The sequence below is a fragment of the Microbacterium sp. Root53 genome, from assembly GCF_001426925.1.
GTDB lineage: Bacteria > Actinomycetota > Actinomycetes > Actinomycetales > Microbacteriaceae > Microbacterium.
Window position 1 is genome coordinate 80,823 of sequence record NZ_LMFR01000022.1, and the last position, 17,888, is coordinate 98,710.

14 protein-coding genes and 1 pseudogene are annotated in these 17,888 nt (G+C 68.0%); 12 read left to right on the forward strand and 3 right to left on the reverse strand.

All coding sequences use genetic code 11. The annotated features are described in order from the left end of the window. The first annotated feature begins 11 nt into the window (after positions 1-11). The 7 genes from ASD19_RS10405 (at position 12) to ASD19_RS10440 (ending at position 7,578) form a co-directional block, all read left to right on the forward strand. A complete protein-coding gene (locus tag ASD19_RS10405; protein WP_156377176.1) occupies positions 12-614 on the forward strand; it encodes an acyltransferase in 603 nt (200 codons plus the stop codon). Then, positions 611-1,735 (forward strand): hypothetical protein, encoded by a 1,125-nt coding sequence (locus ASD19_RS14550; protein WP_055992238.1) that lies wholly within the window; start codon positions 611-613, stop codon positions 1,733-1,735. The genes ASD19_RS10405 and ASD19_RS14550 overlap by 4 nt, the downstream gene beginning before the upstream one ends. Beyond that, positions 1,735-2,808: a glycosyltransferase gene (locus ASD19_RS14420; RefSeq protein ID WP_162246667.1), complete on the forward strand. Its 1,074-nt coding sequence runs from the start codon at positions 1,735-1,737 to the stop codon at positions 2,806-2,808. The genes ASD19_RS14550 and ASD19_RS14420 overlap by 1 nt, the downstream gene beginning before the upstream one ends. Then, positions 2,808-3,722, forward strand: a complete 915-nt coding sequence (locus ASD19_RS10425) for an NAD-dependent epimerase/dehydratase family protein (RefSeq protein ID WP_055992247.1) — start codon at positions 2,808-2,810, stop codon at positions 3,720-3,722. Before ASD19_RS14420 ends, ASD19_RS10425 begins: the two co-directional genes overlap by 1 nt. Continuing rightward, positions 3,710-4,837: a glycosyltransferase family 4 protein gene (locus ASD19_RS10430; RefSeq protein WP_082543142.1), complete on the forward strand. Its 1,128-nt coding sequence runs from the start codon at positions 3,710-3,712 to the stop codon at positions 4,835-4,837. The genes ASD19_RS10425 and ASD19_RS10430 overlap by 13 nt, the downstream gene beginning before the upstream one ends. Positions 4,838-4,898: 61 nt before the next feature. Beyond that, a complete protein-coding gene (locus ASD19_RS10435) occupies positions 4,899-6,302 on the forward strand; it encodes an oligosaccharide flippase family protein (protein ID WP_055992254.1) in 1,404 nt (467 codons plus the stop codon). A gap of 31 nt (positions 6,303-6,333) precedes the next feature. Continuing rightward, the gene (locus tag ASD19_RS10440) at positions 6,334-7,578 is read left to right on the forward strand and encodes a polysaccharide pyruvyl transferase family protein (RefSeq protein ID WP_082543143.1); all 1,245 of its coding nucleotides are present in this window, start codon (positions 6,334-6,336) and stop codon (positions 7,576-7,578) included. Between the two features lie 61 nt (positions 7,579-7,639). Here the strand turns inward: ASD19_RS10440 and ASD19_RS10445 are convergent, their stop codons facing one another. Together ASD19_RS10445 and ASD19_RS10450 are read right to left on the reverse strand one after the other, a co-directional pair. Continuing rightward, positions 7,640-8,485, reverse strand: coding sequence for a nitroreductase family protein (locus tag ASD19_RS10445; protein WP_162246669.1), 846 nt, complete (start codon positions 8,483-8,485; stop codon positions 7,640-7,642). Between the two features lie 181 nt (positions 8,486-8,666). Further along, positions 8,667-10,781, reverse strand: a complete 2,115-nt coding sequence (locus tag ASD19_RS10450) for an acyltransferase family protein (protein ID WP_055992263.1) — start codon at positions 10,779-10,781, stop codon at positions 8,667-8,669. A 190-nt stretch (positions 10,782-10,971) separates the two neighbouring features. Here ASD19_RS10450 and ASD19_RS10455 point away from each other — a divergent pair, with 190 nt between their 5' ends. The 4 genes from ASD19_RS10455 (at position 10,972) to glmM (ending at position 15,825) form a co-directional block, all read left to right on the forward strand. Continuing rightward, on the forward strand, positions 10,972-13,341 hold the full coding sequence (locus ASD19_RS10455; protein ID WP_055992267.1) for a hypothetical protein: 2,370 nt from the start codon (positions 10,972-10,974) through the stop codon (positions 13,339-13,341). Positions 13,342-13,511: 170 nt separating this feature from the next. Then, positions 13,512-13,958: a 50S ribosomal protein L13 gene (rplM, locus tag ASD19_RS10460; RefSeq protein WP_055992270.1), complete on the forward strand. Its 447-nt coding sequence runs from the start codon at positions 13,512-13,514 to the stop codon at positions 13,956-13,958. A gap of 23 nt (positions 13,959-13,981) precedes the next feature. Further along, complete coding sequence (rpsI, locus tag ASD19_RS10465; protein ID WP_200941105.1) at positions 13,982-14,449, forward strand: 30S ribosomal protein S9; 468 nt, start codon at positions 13,982-13,984, stop codon at positions 14,447-14,449. Positions 14,450-14,469: 20 nt separating this feature from the next. After that, entirely contained in the window at positions 14,470-15,825 is a 1,356-nt protein-coding gene (glmM, locus tag ASD19_RS10470) for a phosphoglucosamine mutase (RefSeq protein ID WP_055992273.1), read from the forward strand. Here the strand turns inward: glmM and ASD19_RS14110 are convergent. Then, positions 15,822-16,755 (reverse strand): annotated as a pseudogene (locus ASD19_RS14110) (Ppx/GppA phosphatase family protein). The gene glmM and the pseudogene ASD19_RS14110 overlap by 4 nt on opposite strands. Before the next feature lie 80 nt (positions 16,756-16,835). Between ASD19_RS14110 and coaA the strand changes: the two are divergent. After that, positions 16,836-17,789, forward strand: a complete 954-nt coding sequence (gene coaA / locus ASD19_RS10480; RefSeq protein WP_374198173.1) for a type I pantothenate kinase — start codon at positions 16,836-16,838, stop codon at positions 17,787-17,789. The last annotated feature ends 99 nt before the right edge of the window (positions 17,790-17,888 follow it).

Genomic DNA, 17,888 nt, shown 5'->3' on the forward strand with positions numbered 1-17,888 from the left:
CATGCAGCACCTTGGCCGAGCGGACCATCCGCCGCACGAGCCTCGTGCGGGAGACCAGCAGATCGACCAACCGGGAGGCGCTCCAGATGGGGAGTCGGTTCGACGTGCGGCGACTGGCGGGGATGCTCTTCGCGACGTGGTATCGCCTCCGCGGCGCGGGGCGTGTGAGCGGTACCTCGTTCATCGTCCGCAACCCGAGTCTGTTCCGGGTCGAAAAGGGTGGTTCCATCCGCATCGGCGAGGGCGTCATGATCGAACACGGCGCACGCATCGTCGCTCGCGACCGCCTCGTCATCGGGGACGACGTCTACATCGGGAAGAACTCCACGATCATCGCCTTCGCCCCGCTTCACATCGGGCCGAGGACGCTGTTCGGAGAGAACGTCTCGGTGCACACGGAGGACCACGGACCGGCCGGGCGGCGGGGAGACTTCTTGACGGACGAAGTGTGGATTGGGGAGGACAGCTGGATCGGCGCGGGGACCGTGGTGCTCCGCGGCTCGCGGATCGGGGACCGCTCCACCATCGGCGCCAATTCAGTGGTCCGCGGGCACATCCCCGACGACGTGCTCGCGGTCGGCGCTCCCGCCGTAGTCAAACGAGCTCTCGGATGAGGTCCGAGGCGGCGGCACGCCGGCAGCGTTCCAACATCTTCATGCGGCAGTTCGAGGCCCTGGCGATCATCGTGAGCGTCGGCATCGGGCTGTACTTCATCCTGTTCCGCGAGCAGCTCGTCCCCGCGCACTTCCAGTTCGATTCGAACAAGATCCAGGAAGGCGCGCAGGGGCGGGTCTACGACGACTACACGTTCGACACCGTCAGTTCGATCTATCGGTTCCTCGGACTCGCCGACAGCCCGGACCTCGCGGGGATCCTCGGGTACGGACTGTTCGTCATCACTCTTCTCGTCGCGATGAGGCGGACGAAGGGCACGCCCACGCTCTATCGCATCCTCGTCGTCTCGATCGCGGCCGTGCTGGCTGGCATCTACCTCGGTGGATTCTCCAAGGACGCGTTCGTGCTGCTGATCGTTCTGGCGGTCCTCATCGCTGGCGGGAGCCGGGCCTGGGACGTGCTGGTCATCGCGATCATGGTCTGGTACGGGGTGAACTTCCGCCAGTACTGGCTGCTCATCGCCGTCGGGTACGTCGCCTTCCGCATCGTGCAACGGCGGCCGCTTCGCGCGCGGTGGCTCTTGATATGGCTCGCGGTCGGGATCGTGATCATCAGTGTCGGCTTCTGGTTCGTGCTCGACATCGCACCCGACACCTACCGCACGCGCGTGAACGAGGTGCGACTCGATGTCGCTTCGTCGACCATGATCCAGCCGTTCGTCGACGGAGTGCAGCCCCTCGCGGGGATCGTCAACAATCTCCTCACTGCGCTGGTTCTGCTGTTCCCCCTGCCGCTCGTCTTCATCGGAGAGATCTACTACGTCGCCATCGCGGCGCTGCTGCTCGTGGTCTGGGGCGGCTTCCTGGTGTCCGCCAGCCGATTCGGGCGCAACCAGCGCTTGGTCGATGCAGGCAACGTGGTGACCGTGCGAGCGATCTCTTTGGTGCTGGCGTTCGTCATGGTGCAGTCGCTGTTCGAACCCGACTACGGCTCCGCCCTCCGCCACCTCATCCCCCTTCTTCCGCTGATGATCGCGGTCGGCACGGTCCGGTTCGCCAGCTCGGGCACGGCAGAATCGCAGGCGTCGCAGAGCCCCACCATCACGGGAGTGCGATCCTGATGAGGGTTCTGCACGTCACCGAGGCTATGGGTGGTGGGATCGTCGCCGTGATCCGCTCACATATCCGGAGGCAACGAGAGCTCGGCGCGGACGTTGTGGTCGTCCATACTCGACGCCCTGACACGCCTGCTCGCGACGACCTTCTGGAGCGCCTCCATGGAGCCGAGGTGATCGAACTGCGGACAGGTTCGCGACGCGCCGACCTGCTGAAGCTCGCAAGGTTTGTACGGACGGCAGCGCTGAGCGGCGATTATGACGCCATCCACCTCCACTCCTCGTTCGCTGGAGCGATCGGCCGAGTCGTCGTGGCGCGGCGTCGCACGCCGATGTTCTACTCGCCACACGGGTTTGCCTTCCTTCGTGAGAACACGTCGCGCATCTCGAGGTTCGGGACGCGGATGCTGGAGCGAGCGCTGGCCAAGCGAAGCGAACTGATCCTGACGAGCGCGACCGAGGTCGAACTCGCTCGAGACATGCTGAAGGCCCGCCGCGCGCACCTCGTTGACACCGGGATCGATCGCGAGGAAGCGGAGTCCTGGGGGCCCGCGGGCGCGGTCCATGACCGGCCGATCGTCGCTATGGTGGGCCGCGTCGTCTATCAGAAGGCGCCGTGGCGCTTCGCTTCCGTGGCCCGTCAGTTGAGCCACCTCGCGGAGTTCATCTGGTACGGCGTCGCGCCGCATGATCCGATCGACGAATGGATCGGGGACGCTCCCGTACGCCTCGTGGGGTGGCTCAGTCCCGAGGAGCTCGACGCCGAGCTCGCTAAGGTCGACGTGCTGCTGTTCCCCTCCTTGTGGGAGGGGATGCCATACGCGCTCATGATGGCGCAGGTGCGCGGCATACCCGCGGTCGTGTCGGACGTCGTCGGCAACCGCGATGCAGTCGTTCACGAGCGCACTGGGATCATCGCGTCGGACGATGCGGCGCTCCGCGCGGGCGTGGAGCGCCTGCTGCGAGACGACCAACTGCGGCGCCGGATGGCTGCCGAAGCGCGCGCGACGGGTCTTGAGCGGCTCACTGACGCACGCCTCGGCGAACAGACCCTGGCGATCTATCGAGGAGAGTATTGATGGCGCGTGCCTTGGTGGTCGGGGGCAATGGGTTCATCGGCGCGCATATCGTCGATCAGCTCGCCCGGGACGGGTGGGAAGTCGAGGCGTTCGACCGGTTCTCAAGTGGCCCTCGATACACCGCGGAAGGCGTACGGCAGGTGGTCGGCACGTTCTCGAGCGGCGACGAGATGCGCCAGGCGATCACGGGGCAGGACCTGGTCGTTCACTGCCTCTCGGCGACCACGCCGTCCAAGACCCTCGGCGGGCCCCAGGCTGACATCGAGGCCAACCTCCTGCCCACCCTTCACATGCTCGGGCAGTGTGTTGCGACGAGTGTGGGACGTGTGATCTTCGTCTCCTCAGGGGGCACTGTCTATGGATCGGTCGACCGCGCGGCGCATGAGGACGATGCACTTCTTCCCATCTCGCCGTATGGGATCGGGAAGGCGGCGATCGAACGGTATCTCGCGTATTACGGCATCGAGCACGATATGTCGTCGGTGGTCCTGCGTGTGGCGAATCCATACGGCCTTCGGACGGACCGCTCGCTACCGGGGTTCGGACTCGTCAGCGCCCTGCTGCGTGCAGCCCAGAGCGGCGGCACGATCACGCAGCTCGGTGACGGATCCATGGTGCGCGACTACATCCACATCGACGATCTGACCCACATGGTCGGCGCGATCGTCGCGGACCCGATGTTCTCAGGTGCAGTCAACCTCGGCAGCGGCTCCGGGACTTCGGTGGCGACCATCATCGACACCGTGCGGAGCGTGACGGGCGCGGAACTGCCTGTCGAGTCACGTCCGGTTCCTCCGTCGTTCGTCGAGCACATCGTTCTGGACACGGCACGCTTCGCGGAGCGCTTCGGCACGCCGCGGCTCACGACCCTCGAGGCGGGAATCGCGCAGACCTGGGAGGAATGGCGCCAGTGAGTGATCTGAAGGTGCTGGTGCTCCACTGGGGCGCGAACGGTGGAGGGCCTCGTTTCACCCAGCGCATGGCCTCGGGCCTTGCGCAGGTCTCAGGCATCGACGTGCATCTGGCCTACTCCGCATACGCAGACAACGCGGCGGACTGGGAGGCGCTAGCGCTTCCATCGCACGTCGTCCCGACCTATCGCTCCATGCGCGAACTCGTCCTCGGGGCCCCTCGTTGGCTGCGAGCCGTTCGGTCCCTCAGACGGTACATCCGTGACAACCGCATCGAGGTCGTTTACTCCGGAATGCTGAGTCTCTGGCAGTCGCTCGCCATGCCGTTCACAGTTCCGCGCGGCGTCAAGTACGTCTCGTCCATCCACGATGCTGTGGAGCACACGGGAGAACAGCGCAAGGTGGTCGCGCTCGCGCGCAAGCGCGACCTCTCAAGGGCGGACCTCGTGGTCGGGTACTCCGAGCACTCGGCGGCGCAGCTCCGGCGTCAGGTGCGCGGTCGCAGGGTGGTCGCGCTGCCGCACGGCGCGGACACGCTCGACTCCCCCGTGCGGTCTGCGCCGGCGGACCCGGTGGTACTCGGGTTCTTCGGCCGAATCGTCGCCTACAAGGGTGTCGACCTCTTCGCCGACACAGTACTCGAGCTCGATCGGCGCGGTCGTGCGGTTCGAGGAGTCGTCGCCGGAAACGGTGCCGTCGCGCCCGAGCTCGTGGCCCGCACGCAGCACCTCATCGAGTGGCGGGTGCGGTGGATCGACGAGTCCGAGATCCCGGGCATCTTCGCGGATCTCGACGTCCTGCTCCTCCCGTACCGGGAGGCCAGCCAGTCCGGCGTCGTCACCAATGCCGCGACGTTCGGCATGCCGGTCGTGGCCACGCCCGTCGGCGCCCTTCCGCAGCAGGTGGAGGAATTCGGCATCGGCCTCCTGTCCTCGGACGTGGATGCCGGTTCGCTCGCGGACGCGGTGGAGCGACTGCTCGACGAGGAGGGCATGTACGAGCGCTGCTCCCGCACGGCCCTTGACAAGGTCGAGAGCACCTACTCGTGGAAGGCCGTGAGCGAGCAACTCGCCGCCGAGCTCCGGACTCTCGCCACGGCGCGCAGGGCTCGCGCGTGAGAGCCGGCCACGGAGGGGCGCTGTGAATCGTTCGCTCGCTTCTGCCGGCGCGCGCGGGGGGATGCTCTCACTCGCGGGTCAGGGCGTCACTGTGCTGGTGAAGCTGACGACGATCGTCGTCCTCGCCCGGCTCATCACGCCGGACGAGTTCGGCGTCGCAGCGATCGCGACGACGATCGCCAGCTATGTGGTCAGCCTGATGCCGCTCGGCCTGACGCTCGCCGTGGTACAGGCGCCAGTGGTCTCGCGCGCGGCCGTCTCCAGCCTGTTCGTCCTCAATCTGGTGATCGGCACCTTGGCTGCCGGGGCGCTGTTCGGCCTGTCGTTCGTATTGCCGACGGTGTATGGCCTGCCGGAGCTCCAGCCTCTGCTCGGGTGGCTCGCCCTCGGTCCCCTGCTCGCTGCCTTGTCCTGCCAATCGCAGGCGCAGCTGCTTCGCCACTTCCGATTCTCTCGGCTGATCGGCGCCGAGGTCATCTCGCAGCTGACCGCTCTCGCGGTCACGATCGCCATCGCGGCGGCGGGCTACGGGATCGCCGCCCTCGCCGTCCAGGTTCTACTTCAGACCGGGCTGCTCAGTCTGCTGGTGATCGTCTTCGCGCGGTGGCGGCCCGGGCGTCCTGCACCGCTTCGTGGCGAGGTCTCCGACCTCTTGCGTGAGGGAATGCGGATCTTCGGCATGAACGCCGTCTCGGCGGGCTCGCATGCCGCCGTGGTGCCTGCGCTCGGCGTCGTGACGGAGCCGGGTCCGCTCGGTCAGTACGACCGCGCCCAGCAGATCATCTTCCTTCCAGTGATGCTCGCCGTAGAGCAGCTGCAGCGCATCGCGGTCCCCGTCCTGTCGAAGCTTCGAGCGATGCCGGACCGGTTCGAGGTGTTCCTCGTGAGGGCGCAGCTGCTACTCGCGTACCCGTCTGCTCTGGTCTTCCTCTGCGTTGCGGCGCTCGGCCCGCAGGTGGTCGAAGTGGCGCTCGGACCCGGATGGGATCTGGCTGGCCATCTCGTGCAGGTGCTTGCGATCGGCGGCGTTTTCCGCACGGCGTCGCAGTCGACGCGCTGGGGGCTGATCGCGGCTGGGCGGTCACGCGAAGGACTTGTCATGACCACGGCCGTGCAGGTCGGAGTGCTGCTGATCACCCTCTCCGCGCTTCCGGCCGGTGTGATGGGAGTCGCCATCGCCAACAGCATCGCGTGGGGGCTGGCGTGGCCGGTGAGCGTCATCGTGTCGGCGCGCACGATCGGAGTCTCGCCTTGGAAGCAGATCGGCGTCACCACCCGCGGGGTGCTCGTCTCGGGGGTTGCCGCGGTGTGCGCCTTCTGCACGACGTTCCTCCAGCTCGGCGACGTGGCGACGTTGGGGGTCGGGGCGGCGGCGGCGCTTGCCGCGCTCGCGGCCATGACTATCATCCCCGTGGTTCGGCACGATTACGCGGCGCTCGTCGACACTCTGCGCCGCGCACGCTGAGCGGCTCCTGCTGCTGAAGAGAAGGGAAACCATGAAGCGAAGAGCTCTGGCCGTGGCGGTGAGAGCCGCGCGAAGCGGCAAGCGGGCGATCCGCGGCGCCATGGACTCGATGACGCTGCCAAAGGCGTTGGAGCGGACGATATCGGAGCTCGCGGGAGTCGAGGTCACGCCCGACGCTTCACGGCATGTGCTCCTGACATCGAGCGGCGTCCACAACATCGGCGACCAGGCGATGCTGGAATCCTTCATCGCGAACGTGCCTGGACCGATCGACGTCATCAAGATCAGTAGTTCGACATACGTCATCCCCTCAGATGCGCGTGAGCGGGTGCGCGAGGTGACCCTCGACTCTCTCGTCTACGGGCGCGGCCGAGCGCAACAGATTGATCTGCAGGCGTTCCGCACGCTGCTCGCCCAGGCGAGGAGTTTCAGCGTGATCGGGGCGGATATCATGGACGGCGGGTACCTTCTGAGCGCCCCGGCACTGAGCTGGGCTCTCTCGGAGGGTGCTGCGCAAGCCGGTATCGACAGCCGAGTCGTCGGCTTCAGCTGGGGCACCGATGTTCCGCGCTTGCTTGTGGACGCGGCGCGGCGCGCAGCGGCCTCCGGCGTGCGACTGTTCGCGCGCGACCCGGACTCCGCTCAGCGTCTCCAGGCTGCAGGGATCCGTGCCGAAGAGGTCGTCGACACGGTGTTCGCACTCGAGGGCGAGGACCCGTCGACCCCCGAGCACGAAGAGATCTCGCGCATCCGAGCGGCCGGGCGGCGGGTGCTGATCATCAATGCAAGCGGTCTCATCGCGTCGCGCGTCGACCTGAATCCCGATTATCTGGAGATCGCGCGGTTCGCGCGCGATCGCGGGATGCACATCGTCTTGCTGCCGCACGTGGGCAAGGACTCCTCGGCGGTGAGCAGGCTGTCCGAGCTGCTGAACCAGGAGCAGATCCCCCACACGAGGATCGACCGGCTGCTCCGGCCGAAGCAGGTCCGCGCTATCGCTCGCCAGGCCGCGGCGGTATTCACCGGCCGGATGCATCTCAGCATCCTGTCGCTCTCGGCTGGAGTTCCTGCGGTCGTCCTCTCGACGCAGGGAAAGGTCTCGGGTCTGATGACGCGCATCGGCCGTCCGGAGTGGTGCATCGAACCCGAACCGGGGATGGCGAAGGCCGCGGTCGCCGCGTTTGAACGCGTCCTGAACGGTGAAGACCCTGGCCTGCGCCAGATGATCCCTGAGCTCACGGCCGCCGGGCGCCGCAGCTTCGACGGCCTCGCCTGATCCGTGAAGAGGGACGCCCAGGAACCGACGGTTCCTGGGCGTCCCTCTTCGTCAGACGGCGTCAGCGGCTGGTCGTCAGCTGAGCCAGGTCGCGGCGCCCGGATCGCGCGACACGGTGATTCTCGGAAGCCCAGCCGATCGCCACCATCATGATCGGAACCTCACCGGCGCTGACGCCCGCCTCAGCGCGAAGTGCGTCGGCGGCCCGGGTCTCGAGGCTGAGGTTGAGCATGCAAGACGACAGCCCGAGCGAGTGCAGCGCCCACACGAACGTCGACGAGAAGATGCCGCCCTCGATCCACGGCTGATTGCGCTCGCCCAGGCCCGTGAACATCCCGAGGTCCACCGTGATCAGCGCGAGCGCGGGCACATCCGACGTGAAGCCCCTGTTGCCGTTCTGGTGGGCCAGGAGTCGCTGCACGTCAGCGCCGTCGTAGATGCGGATGCGCCACGGCTCGCGGTTGCACACGGAGGGAGACTGCGCAGCCAGGATGATCGCCTCGTCGAGCAACGCCCGGTCGACAGGCTCCGCTGCGAAGTGGCGCACGCTGTGGCGGCTCTGGAAGAACTGCGGTGAGACCGACGGTTCGAGTGACTCGGTTCGGGCGACGGAGCGCGGCGGTGCGATCCGGTCGTCGATGACGCCGGACTCGTTCCACAGCTTGAGGGCCTCGAGGGCCTCGCGGCCGAACCGCACGTAAGGCGCGTTCGGGTCCTGAGCCTCAGCAAGGGGAAGCAGCCGCTCGAGACGCGCCTGCACCTCGCTGCCGAAGGGGCGCTTCGGCGCCGCGAGAGCGAGGCCCTTCTCCACGCGGTGGTAGTCCTTAGTGATCTCCGCTTCCAGGAATGATCCCGGGACGTTGCGCCCGGAGCGCACGGCGGGGTGTGCGTAGCGCTTGTACCGCACGCGGTCAGCGTGGAACTCCCAAGGGCCGCGCCACTGTGCGCGCGCGCGGCGCAGGCCGTCCGCAAACGAAGGGGGGAGGAGCTTGACGAGCTTCTGCTTCAAGATGGCCTTCAATCGATACTTCGGGGACGGCGTTGCGCGCGAACGACCATATCAATGAAAGTCGTCGGCACGGCGTCGCCTACGGAACCGCGGGGTTCCCGACCCCAGCGCGAGCCAGCGCTTCATCGAGAAGGTGATCGACCGTGGCGGAGCCGGGCGCGCTGAGATGCAGGCCGTCAGTGGTGACCACCGTGTCGTCCACGACCGACGGGCATCCGCGGTCCGCACAGAACCAATCGCGAGTCTGGACGTACACGGAGTTGGACGCAGTCTGTGTCGCCGCGCGTTCAGCGTCGGCCTTCGCGAGGTGCCACTCGTCGAGCTGGGTGATGCAGCCGTCGGGACTGTCGGTGCGGACGAGGCACTCCGGGAAGTCGCGGTCCCACGGATTCGATTCCAGGACGACGACACGCGAGATGCCGGAGAACTCACGCAACATGGTCTCGTACGCCGCCTGCCACTTCACGCTCGCCTCCGACAGGGGCAGATCCAGTCGCTGGAGGGCCGCGGGGTGGCCGATGAGCACGAGCGTGTCGGGCTCATGGGCGGCGATCTCCGCGATGAGCTCGCGCTGTACTGTTGCGCAGGTCCTGGGGAATTCGCTTCCGAACGCGGGGTGGCTGTACTCCAGTCCCATCGCCAGTTGGCAACCGGCGAAGCCGATACCTGCCACATCGGCGCCATCATCTGTGAGTGCGGCACGAACCGCAGACAGCCAGCTCATCGCGACCGAATCACCGACGACGATGACGTCGGCCTCCGCCGGGTCTCCGCACCACACGCCGGGTGCGCGACTCACGTCGTTCATGCAGTCGCCGCCGTCGACGGCGAGCGACTGCCTCCAGGCCGACGGGTTGCTCAGGGAGTCAGGCCAGACGTCGTTGGTCACCGCGTGAGTGAGATCGGCTTCGCGCTGCGCGACCGTCTCGGCCGCCACCTGGCGGGAATCCCCAGGGAAGCGGTTCGCGATCGAAGAGGAATCGTGCAACCCGCCCGGCCCTCGAACGGTGACGACTGTGAGAAGGGCGACCGCTACGACGGCCACGGCGCCCACGGCGAGGTCTCGCGGAACGATGGGTCGAGCATTGCGCAACTTGGAAGCCCTGCGAAGCAGAGGCCCACGCTGGAAAGGCTGCTCGATCCAACGGAACGAGCATGCCGCCAGGGCGAGCATTGCGGCCAGGGAGCCGAGTTGAACCCATACCGAGTTACCGAGGACCGAAGTCGCGAAGACAATCACGGGGAAGTGCCAGAGGTACAGGCTGTATGACACGTCGCCCAGCCATTGGGAGATGGGATTCCCGAGGATTCCCCGCGGAGATGCCGGTGCATCCGCCCAGATCACTAGCGCCACGCCGAGCACCGCCGGGATCACCCACGGGAAGGGGACGCCCCACGTCTCGTGGATGAGCAGAGCGGAGACAGCCACGAGTGCGAGGCCCGCGAGACTGATGGCTCTGCGTGCGCGCTCCCGGAGGCGCGATGTTCCGATCACGGCGATCGCCGCGCCGGCGAGCAGCTCCCAGGCACGCGCCACGGAGTCGAAGTACCCGCCGTCCAACCCGGAGCCCGCGCGCCAACCTGCCCAGGCCAGACTTGCCAGCGTAAGCAGGGCGACCGTGACGCCGATGGCGATGCGCAGTCGCTTGACACCGATTCGGTGCGCGACGAGTACGACCGCGAGAATCACCAGCGGCCACACCGCGTAGAACTGCTCCTCAACGGCGAGGGACCAGTAGTGCAGAAGGGGCGACCGAGCGTCGGTCGCGAAGTAGTCGCTGCCGGCCGCCTCGAAGTGCCAGTTCGACATGAAAACGAGGGACCAGAAGGCATCGATGACCGTCTGGAGGCTGCGAAGAGGGAACCAGAGGAGCGCAGCCACCATCACGGTGACGACGAGCACGATGACCGCTGCGGGCAAGATCCGTCGTATCCGCCGCGCATAGAAGCCACGGAACGAGATGGACCCGCTCTGCTCGACCTCCCGCAGGAGAAGTCCTGTGATCAGAAATCCCGAGATCACGTAGAAGACGTCGACGCCCAGGAACCCGCCGGATGGCCAGAGGAACACGTGATTCAGCACGACGAGCACGACGGCGATCGCACGGAGTCCCTGGATATCCGCGCGCCGGCGGCTGTGCGAAGTCGCGGCGGGCGGCTTGACCCGAGTGAGGTCCGTCGCAGCGTGGCTCATACGAAGGAGGTTACCTGCGCAGAATGGGAGGAAGGAGCCGTAGACCAGGCGGTGCGGCGGTTATGCCCGGACTGCGTGAGCGGGGCCGGTGCTCGGGTATGGTCGAAGGCGCACGCGATCGACTGCGTCTCGTCGCGGTCGACGTCGCCGCTCACCATCGGGCGCGGTCGGCTAACGCCCGAGGGGGGCGATGACAGTCGAGCAGAGCGAGGAAGAGGCGCAGCGGAGTCGCAACCTGACCCGCCGCGGTCTGATGCTGGGCGGCGTCACGGTTCTCGGTGCGGGTGCCTTGTATCCGCTCATCACCTCGCAGACCGACGGTTCATCGCCCGGGCCCAGCGACGCACCGAGATCCAAACCGCTGACCGAGCTCCGCGGCGAGGGCTTCTCGATCGATGTGGATCCGGACGGCTCCGGCGCCATACGACTACGCGACGTGGGCGGGCAGGTCATCCAGCGGTTCCTGGGATATTCGGTGGGCGACCTCGATGCGCGCACGGGTAGTGCGCGGTCGGCCGAAGCCGATGACGGGCTTCCCGCTTTGGTGGTCGACTATGACGTCTCTGCCCCAACCGCGCAGGTTCGGGGCGTCTTCACACCGCGCGGGCGTCGGCTCGACGTCGAGTACCAGGTGGTGGCCCCCGGCCTCGAGAGCGGGAGTACCGCGATGATGGGTCGGGAGCCCGGCCCAAGCGGAGGGATCGGGGAGACTGCGTTCGGAGTGGCGGACTGGAGGCGGGATCCGCGTGGAGGGGTGCCCTTCGAGGACGAGACGCATCTCGTCTATGTGCAGGAGGTGCATGGCCGGACCCTTGCTATTGTCGCCGCGGAAGGAAACGCCGACTGGCGAAACTCCTGGCAGCTCAGTCTTCCTTGCCGGCGCACCGCTGAGGACGAGTTCCGTGCGCGGGCGTCCGTGATCGTCGGCGAGGAGCCGCACCCGGCCGTGTACGACGCGATCGCGTTCGAGCGACCGCTGACGGCGGCGGTATGGACGGACCGTGCGTTCAACATCTGGGATCGATCCGACCTTCCGCTCATCGTCCACGGGATCGCCCACAATGGCGTAAGCGAGCGCGAGGTGCGGTTTCACTGGGTCGCCCGCGACTTCGACGGCCGGCTCGTCGCCGAGCGCACCCACTCGGTTGTCGCCGACGCGCATGCGGCGGTCCAAGACTCGGTCGAGGTGCGTTTACCGGGTCGTGGCATGGCGTTCGTAGAATTGACAGTCACGTCGGGAACGGACCGCGACTACGTCCGCACCAATGTGGCTGTGCTCCCCCCGCATCGTTTCGTCGAGGGGGCATCCTCCATGTTCGGCACTGCGGCCGGACACCTCTTCGACATCCCCGAAGAGAAGACACTCCTCAAGCGCATCGGCGTCCGCAAGGTGCGTCGCGCTGTGTACCCTCCCGCAGAAGCCGCTCGCCTGGGGTTCGCTCAGACGCACCTCACGATCCCTGATACGCCTGCGCAGTACGACGGTGACCCAGCAGCACTGCAGGCTTATGTGCAGCGAGTGCTCGACGAGGCTGAGGCTGCGGGCGTGACCCACTACGAGTGCGCGAACGAGTGGAACATGCTGGGCGAAGGGCTGATGAGCGGTGACGGGGCGCGCCGTTATGTGGAGAAGTGGCTGGTCGCCTTCCGGCAGGAGCTGGATCGACGCGGAAGTGCCGTCAAGCTGATCCCACAGGGACTGGCTGGAATGGACCTCGCGTACGCGCAGGGCATGTATGACGCCGGGCTTGCGCGATACGCGGATGCTTTCAACCTGCACCCCGGTCGCGCCAACGTGACCCCGGACTATGCGCCCGACCCAGCCGACTGGACGCGGGGCAAGGGGCTCTACTGGAACTACCTCGGAGCGCTGCGAGAGGCTCGACGGCTCATCGACGAGCGTTCAGGTGGCGGGCTCGAGCTGTGGCTGACCGAGGTCTACGCGCCCACGAAGCCCAATTCCTGGTGGGAGGACACGTACCGACATGCCGCGGAGAACGTCGTCCTCTCCGCCGCGCTCGCGTTGGCCTACGAGGTCACCGCTCTGCTGTGGTACCAGCTCTACGACGGTCTGCACGCGAGCCCGCACCGGGCCGATCCACGTAACCGCGAGTTCCACTTCGGGCTCCTTCACCGGGACAGGAGCCCCAAGCCGTCGCTGCTCGCATTTGCGAACATCGCCGAGCATCTCGACCAGGCGACCTACCGGCGCTGGCTCGACATGGGGGGACGAGCGCGCCGCGGCATGGCGTTCGACACGCCTCGAGGAGAGCTCGCGATCCTGTGGACGCGGGCGGATGGATTCGTTCTCAATTCCGAAGGCGATCGCGACGGCGACTTCTTTCCGGCGCCCGAGCCATGGGTGGACACCTGGCAGACACGTGAGGAGTTGATGGTGCCGGCCAAAGAGGTCGTCACCAAGATCGACGTGATCGGCAGACGGAGCGCGATCCCCGTAGAAGGCGGGATGGCCCGGATCGTGCTCGACGGGGCGCCCACGATGTACTACGGCCTCGACACTGCTGGCATGGAGATCCTGCTTGGCGGCGCGGCCGAGTGATGGACCGATTCGCGCCCGGGCGTGTCGTGCGGTAAGGTGGACCCTTGGTGCCCAACTGCGGGCACAGCGAACGTGAGCCCTCCACCGGCTGGTTTGCCCGACATCGTCGGGAGAACCGCCCCGGAGCGGGATTCACGAACGACTCCGTTCGAACAGAAAGCAGCACTACTGTGACGCGCACTTACACCCCGAAGGCCGGTGAGGCCCAGCGCGAGTGGCTCGTGATCGACGCCACCGACGTCGTCCTCGGCCGCCTCGCCTCGCACGCCGCCGCGCTCCTGCGTGGCAAGCACAAGGCCACCTTCGCCCCCCACATGGACATGGGCGACTTCGTCATCATCGTGAACGCCGAGAAGGTCGCGCTCACGGGCCAGAAGCTCCAGCAGAAGATGGCCTACCGTCACTCGGGCTACCCGGGTGGCCTCAAGGCCGTCTCGTACTCCGAGCTGCTCGAGAAGAACCCGGTCCGCGCTGTCGAGAAGGCCATCCGTGGCATGCTCCCCAAGAACAGCCTCGGCCGTCAGCAGCTCGCCAAGCTGAAGGTGTACGCCGGTGCCGAGCACCCGCACGCCGCGCAGCAGCCCAAGACGTACACCCTCGACCAGGTCGCCCAGTAAGCGCCGGCATCCAAGGATTCAACGTGACTGACAACGACATCCAGAACTACTCGACCGAGACGCCGGCCACCGAGGCCCCCGTCGCCGAGCGCCCCGTCCTCAACGTCTCCGGCGCCGCCGTGGGTCGCCGCAAGCAGGCCATCGCCCGCGTGCGCGTCGTCCCGGGCTCGGGCACGATCACGGTCAACGGCCGCACGCTCGAGGACTACTTCCCGAACAAGCTGCACCAGCAGCTGATCAACGACCCCTTCACGGTGCTCAGCCTCGCCGGTGCGTACGACGTGATCGCGCGCATCTCGGGTGGCGGCCCCTCGGGTCAGGCCGGCGCGCTGCGCCTCGCCATCGCCCGTGCGCTGAACGAGATCGACCGTGAGAACAACCGCCCGACCCTGAAGAAGGCCGGCTTCCTCACGCGCGACGCCCGCGTCATCGAGCGCAAGAAGGCTGGTCTCAAGAAGGCCCGCAAGGCTTCGCAGTTCTCGAAGCGCTAAGGCGCACGAGGCACATCCGAATGCCGCTTTTCGGCACGGACGGCGTGCGAGGACTCGCCAACGGCATCCTCACCGCCGACCTTGCTCTGTCCCTGGCCCAGGCGACCGCCGTCGTCCTGGGCCAGGGCCGTTCGGCCGAGGCACGCCGCGCCCAGGGGCGCCGCACCTCGGTCGTGATCGGGCGCGACCCGCGGATCTCCGGCGAGTTCCTGAGCGCCGCCGTGTCGGCCGGGCTCGCCGCGTCGGGCATCGACGTGTACGACGCGGGCGTCATCCCGACCCCCGGTCTGGCGTTCCTCGTCGCCGACCGCGACGCCGACTTCGGCGTCATGGTGTCGGCGTCTCACAACCCGGCCCCTGACAACGGGATCAAGATCTTCGCGCGCGGCGGCGTCAAGCTGCCCGACGTGGTCGAGCAGCGCATCGAGGAGGCCCTCCAGGGTCCCAAGCTCCTCCCCACGGGCGGCGACGTCGGCCGCATCAAGCGCTTCGCCGACGCCGAGGACCGCTACGTCGTGCACCTGCTGCAGTCCCTGCCGCACCGCCTCGACGGCATCCACGTCGTGCTCGACTGCGCCCACGGCGCGGCGGCGGGCGTCTCGCCCGAGACGTTCCGCGACGCCGGCGCCACCGTGACGGTGATCGGCGCCGACCCGGACGGCGTCAACATCAACGACGGCGTCGGATCCACGCACCTCGAGCAGCTGTCGGCGGCCGTCGTGCGCGTCGGCGCCGACGTCGGCATCGCCCACGACGGCGACGCCGACCGCTGCCTCGCGGTCGACGCGCAGGGGCGCGTCGTCGACGGCGACCAGATCATGGCCATCCTCGCCAGCTCCATGAAGGAGCGCGGCCGGCTCAAAGACGACACCCTCGTCGCCACCGTGATGAGCAACCTCGGCCTGCACGTCGCCATGCGCGAGCGCGGGATCACCGTGCTGCAGGCCGCCGTCGGCGACCGGTACGTGCTCGAGCTCATGGACGAGGGCGGCTACTCCCTCGGCGGCGAGCAGTCGGGCCACGTGATCATGAGCGACTACGCCACCACGGGCGACGGCCTCCTGACCGGTCTGCACCTCGTGGCCGAGATGGCGCGCACGGGCAAGACGCTCGCCGAGCTCGCGTCGATCATGACCGTGTACCCGCAGGTGCTGATCAACGTGAAGAACGTCGACCGCGAGCGCGTCTCGGACGAGGGCGTGCAGCAGGCGGTGCGCGAGGTCGAGGCCGAGCTCGGCGACACCGGCCGCGTGCTGCTGCGCGCGTCGGGCACCGAGCAGCTCGTGCGCGTCATGGTCGAGGCCGCCGACGAGGAGTCGGCGCAGCGCTACGCGGAGCAGCTGGCCGAGGTCGTGCGGGAGCGCATCGGGCTCTAAGCCCAGCCGAGCTCCTCGATGTAGCGGAGCATGACGCCCTCGCGCAGGGCCCAGGGGGGAGACCTCGAGCTCGGTCACGCCGAAGGCCTTCATGGTCTCGTGCAGCACGACCGCGCCCGCGGTGATCTGCACGGTCCGCTCGGGTGTGATGCCGGGCAGCTCCTTGCGCACGGCCGCCGGGATGCGCGCGAGGCGCGGGATCCACTGGCCGAGCGACTGACGGGGCAGCACCATGCGCGGCGAGCCCGACCATCCCGGCCGCGGGTAGCCGGCGAGCTTGGCGAGCGAGCGGATGGTCTTCGACGACCCGACGACGTGATCCGGGCGCGGCGATCCCTTCAGCGCGTCGGCGATCGGGGCCAGCGTGGCGGCGGCGTGCGCGCGCAGCTCGGCCACGGCGTGCTCGCCGGGCGGGTCCTCGGGCAGGTACGCCAGGGTCATCCGCCCCGCGCCGAGCGGGACCGACTCGGCGTAGTCGGGCAGCTCCTCGTCGCCCGCGGCGATCTCGAGCGATCCGCCGCCGATGTCGAACAGCAGGATGCGGCCGGCCGACCATCCGAACCAGCGCCGCACCGCCAGGAACGTGAAGCGGGCCTCGGTCTCGCCGCCGAGCACCTGCAGGCTCTGGCCGAGCGCCTCCTCGATGCGGGCGATCACCTCGGGGCCGTTGGCCGCCTCGCGCACCGCGGACGTCGCGGTCGGCAGCAGCTCGCGCACGTTCTCCGAGGCGGCGAGCTCCTTCGCGCGCGTGACGGCGTCGACCAGCGCGCGCACGCCCTCCTCCGAGATGGCGCCGTCCGGCGTCAGATACCGCATCAGGCGCAGCACCGTGCGGTGACTCGACGCGGCGAGCGGGCGTCCGCCCGGGTGCGCGTCGGCGACCAGCAGGTGCACGGTGTTGGACCCGATGTCGAGGACTCCCAGGCGCATGGGGCCAGGGTAGCGGGCGGGGTCGGACGCGTTTCGTCTCCGCTTCGCTCCGCTCAACGACCGGCGGATGCGCGGATACGATGGGCCGGATGAGCGCCGTCCCTCCCCCCGCCCCGCTCTCGCTCTACAGCGAGATCGCCCGTGGCGACTGGTCGCGCCTCGCGGCGGGCATGGATCAGCCGCTCACCGAAGCGGAGGTCGTGCAGCTGCGCGGCATCGGCGACCGGCTCGATCTCGCCGAGGTGCGGGAGGTGTACCTGCCGCTGAGTCGCCTGCTCTCGATCTACGCCAAGACCACCAAGCGCCTGGGCAGCGACGTCAGCGGCTTCCTCGGCCGCGACGACCAGACCACGCCGTTCGTCGTGGGTGTCGCCGGATCGGTGGCCGTGGGCAAGTCGACCATCGCGCGCCTGCTCCGCGAGCTCATGAGCCGCTGGGCCGACACCCCGCGCGTCGAGCTCGTGACCACCGACGGCTTCCTCTACAGCAACGCGGAGCTCGAGCGGCGCGGGCTCATGGACCGCAAGGGCTTCCCCGAGTCGTACGACCGGCGCGCGCTCGTCGAGTTCGTCACGAAGGTGAAGAGCGGGGCGGATGAGGTGCGCGCGCCGTTCTACTCGCACATGAAGTACGACATCATGCCCGACGCGCATGTGGTGGTGCGCCGCCCGGACGTCGTGATCGTCGAGGGTCTGAACGTGCTGCAGCCCCCGCCCGCGCCGAACGACGTCGCGATCAGCGACCTGTTCGACTTCTCCATCTACGTCGACGCCGACGCCCGCCACATCGAGCAGTGGTACATCGACCGCTTCCTCGCCCTGCGCGAGGGCGCCTTCTCGAACCCCGCCTCGCACTTCAACGTCTTCGCGCACCTCACCGACGAGGAGGCGACCGAGACCGCGCGGGGCTACTGGAACGACATCAACCTGCCGAACCTGCTCGAGAACGTGCTGCCGACCAAGCACCGCGCCTCGCTCGTGCTGCGGAAGGGCGCGGACCACTCGGTCGAGTCGGTGCTGCTGCGCAAGCTGTAGGCGCCCGGGACGGCCGGCTTCGGCTCGCTGCGCTCGCTCAGCCCGTTTCGACTCCGCTGCGCTCCGCTCAACGACCGAGGGGGCGCCCAGGCGGGTTCC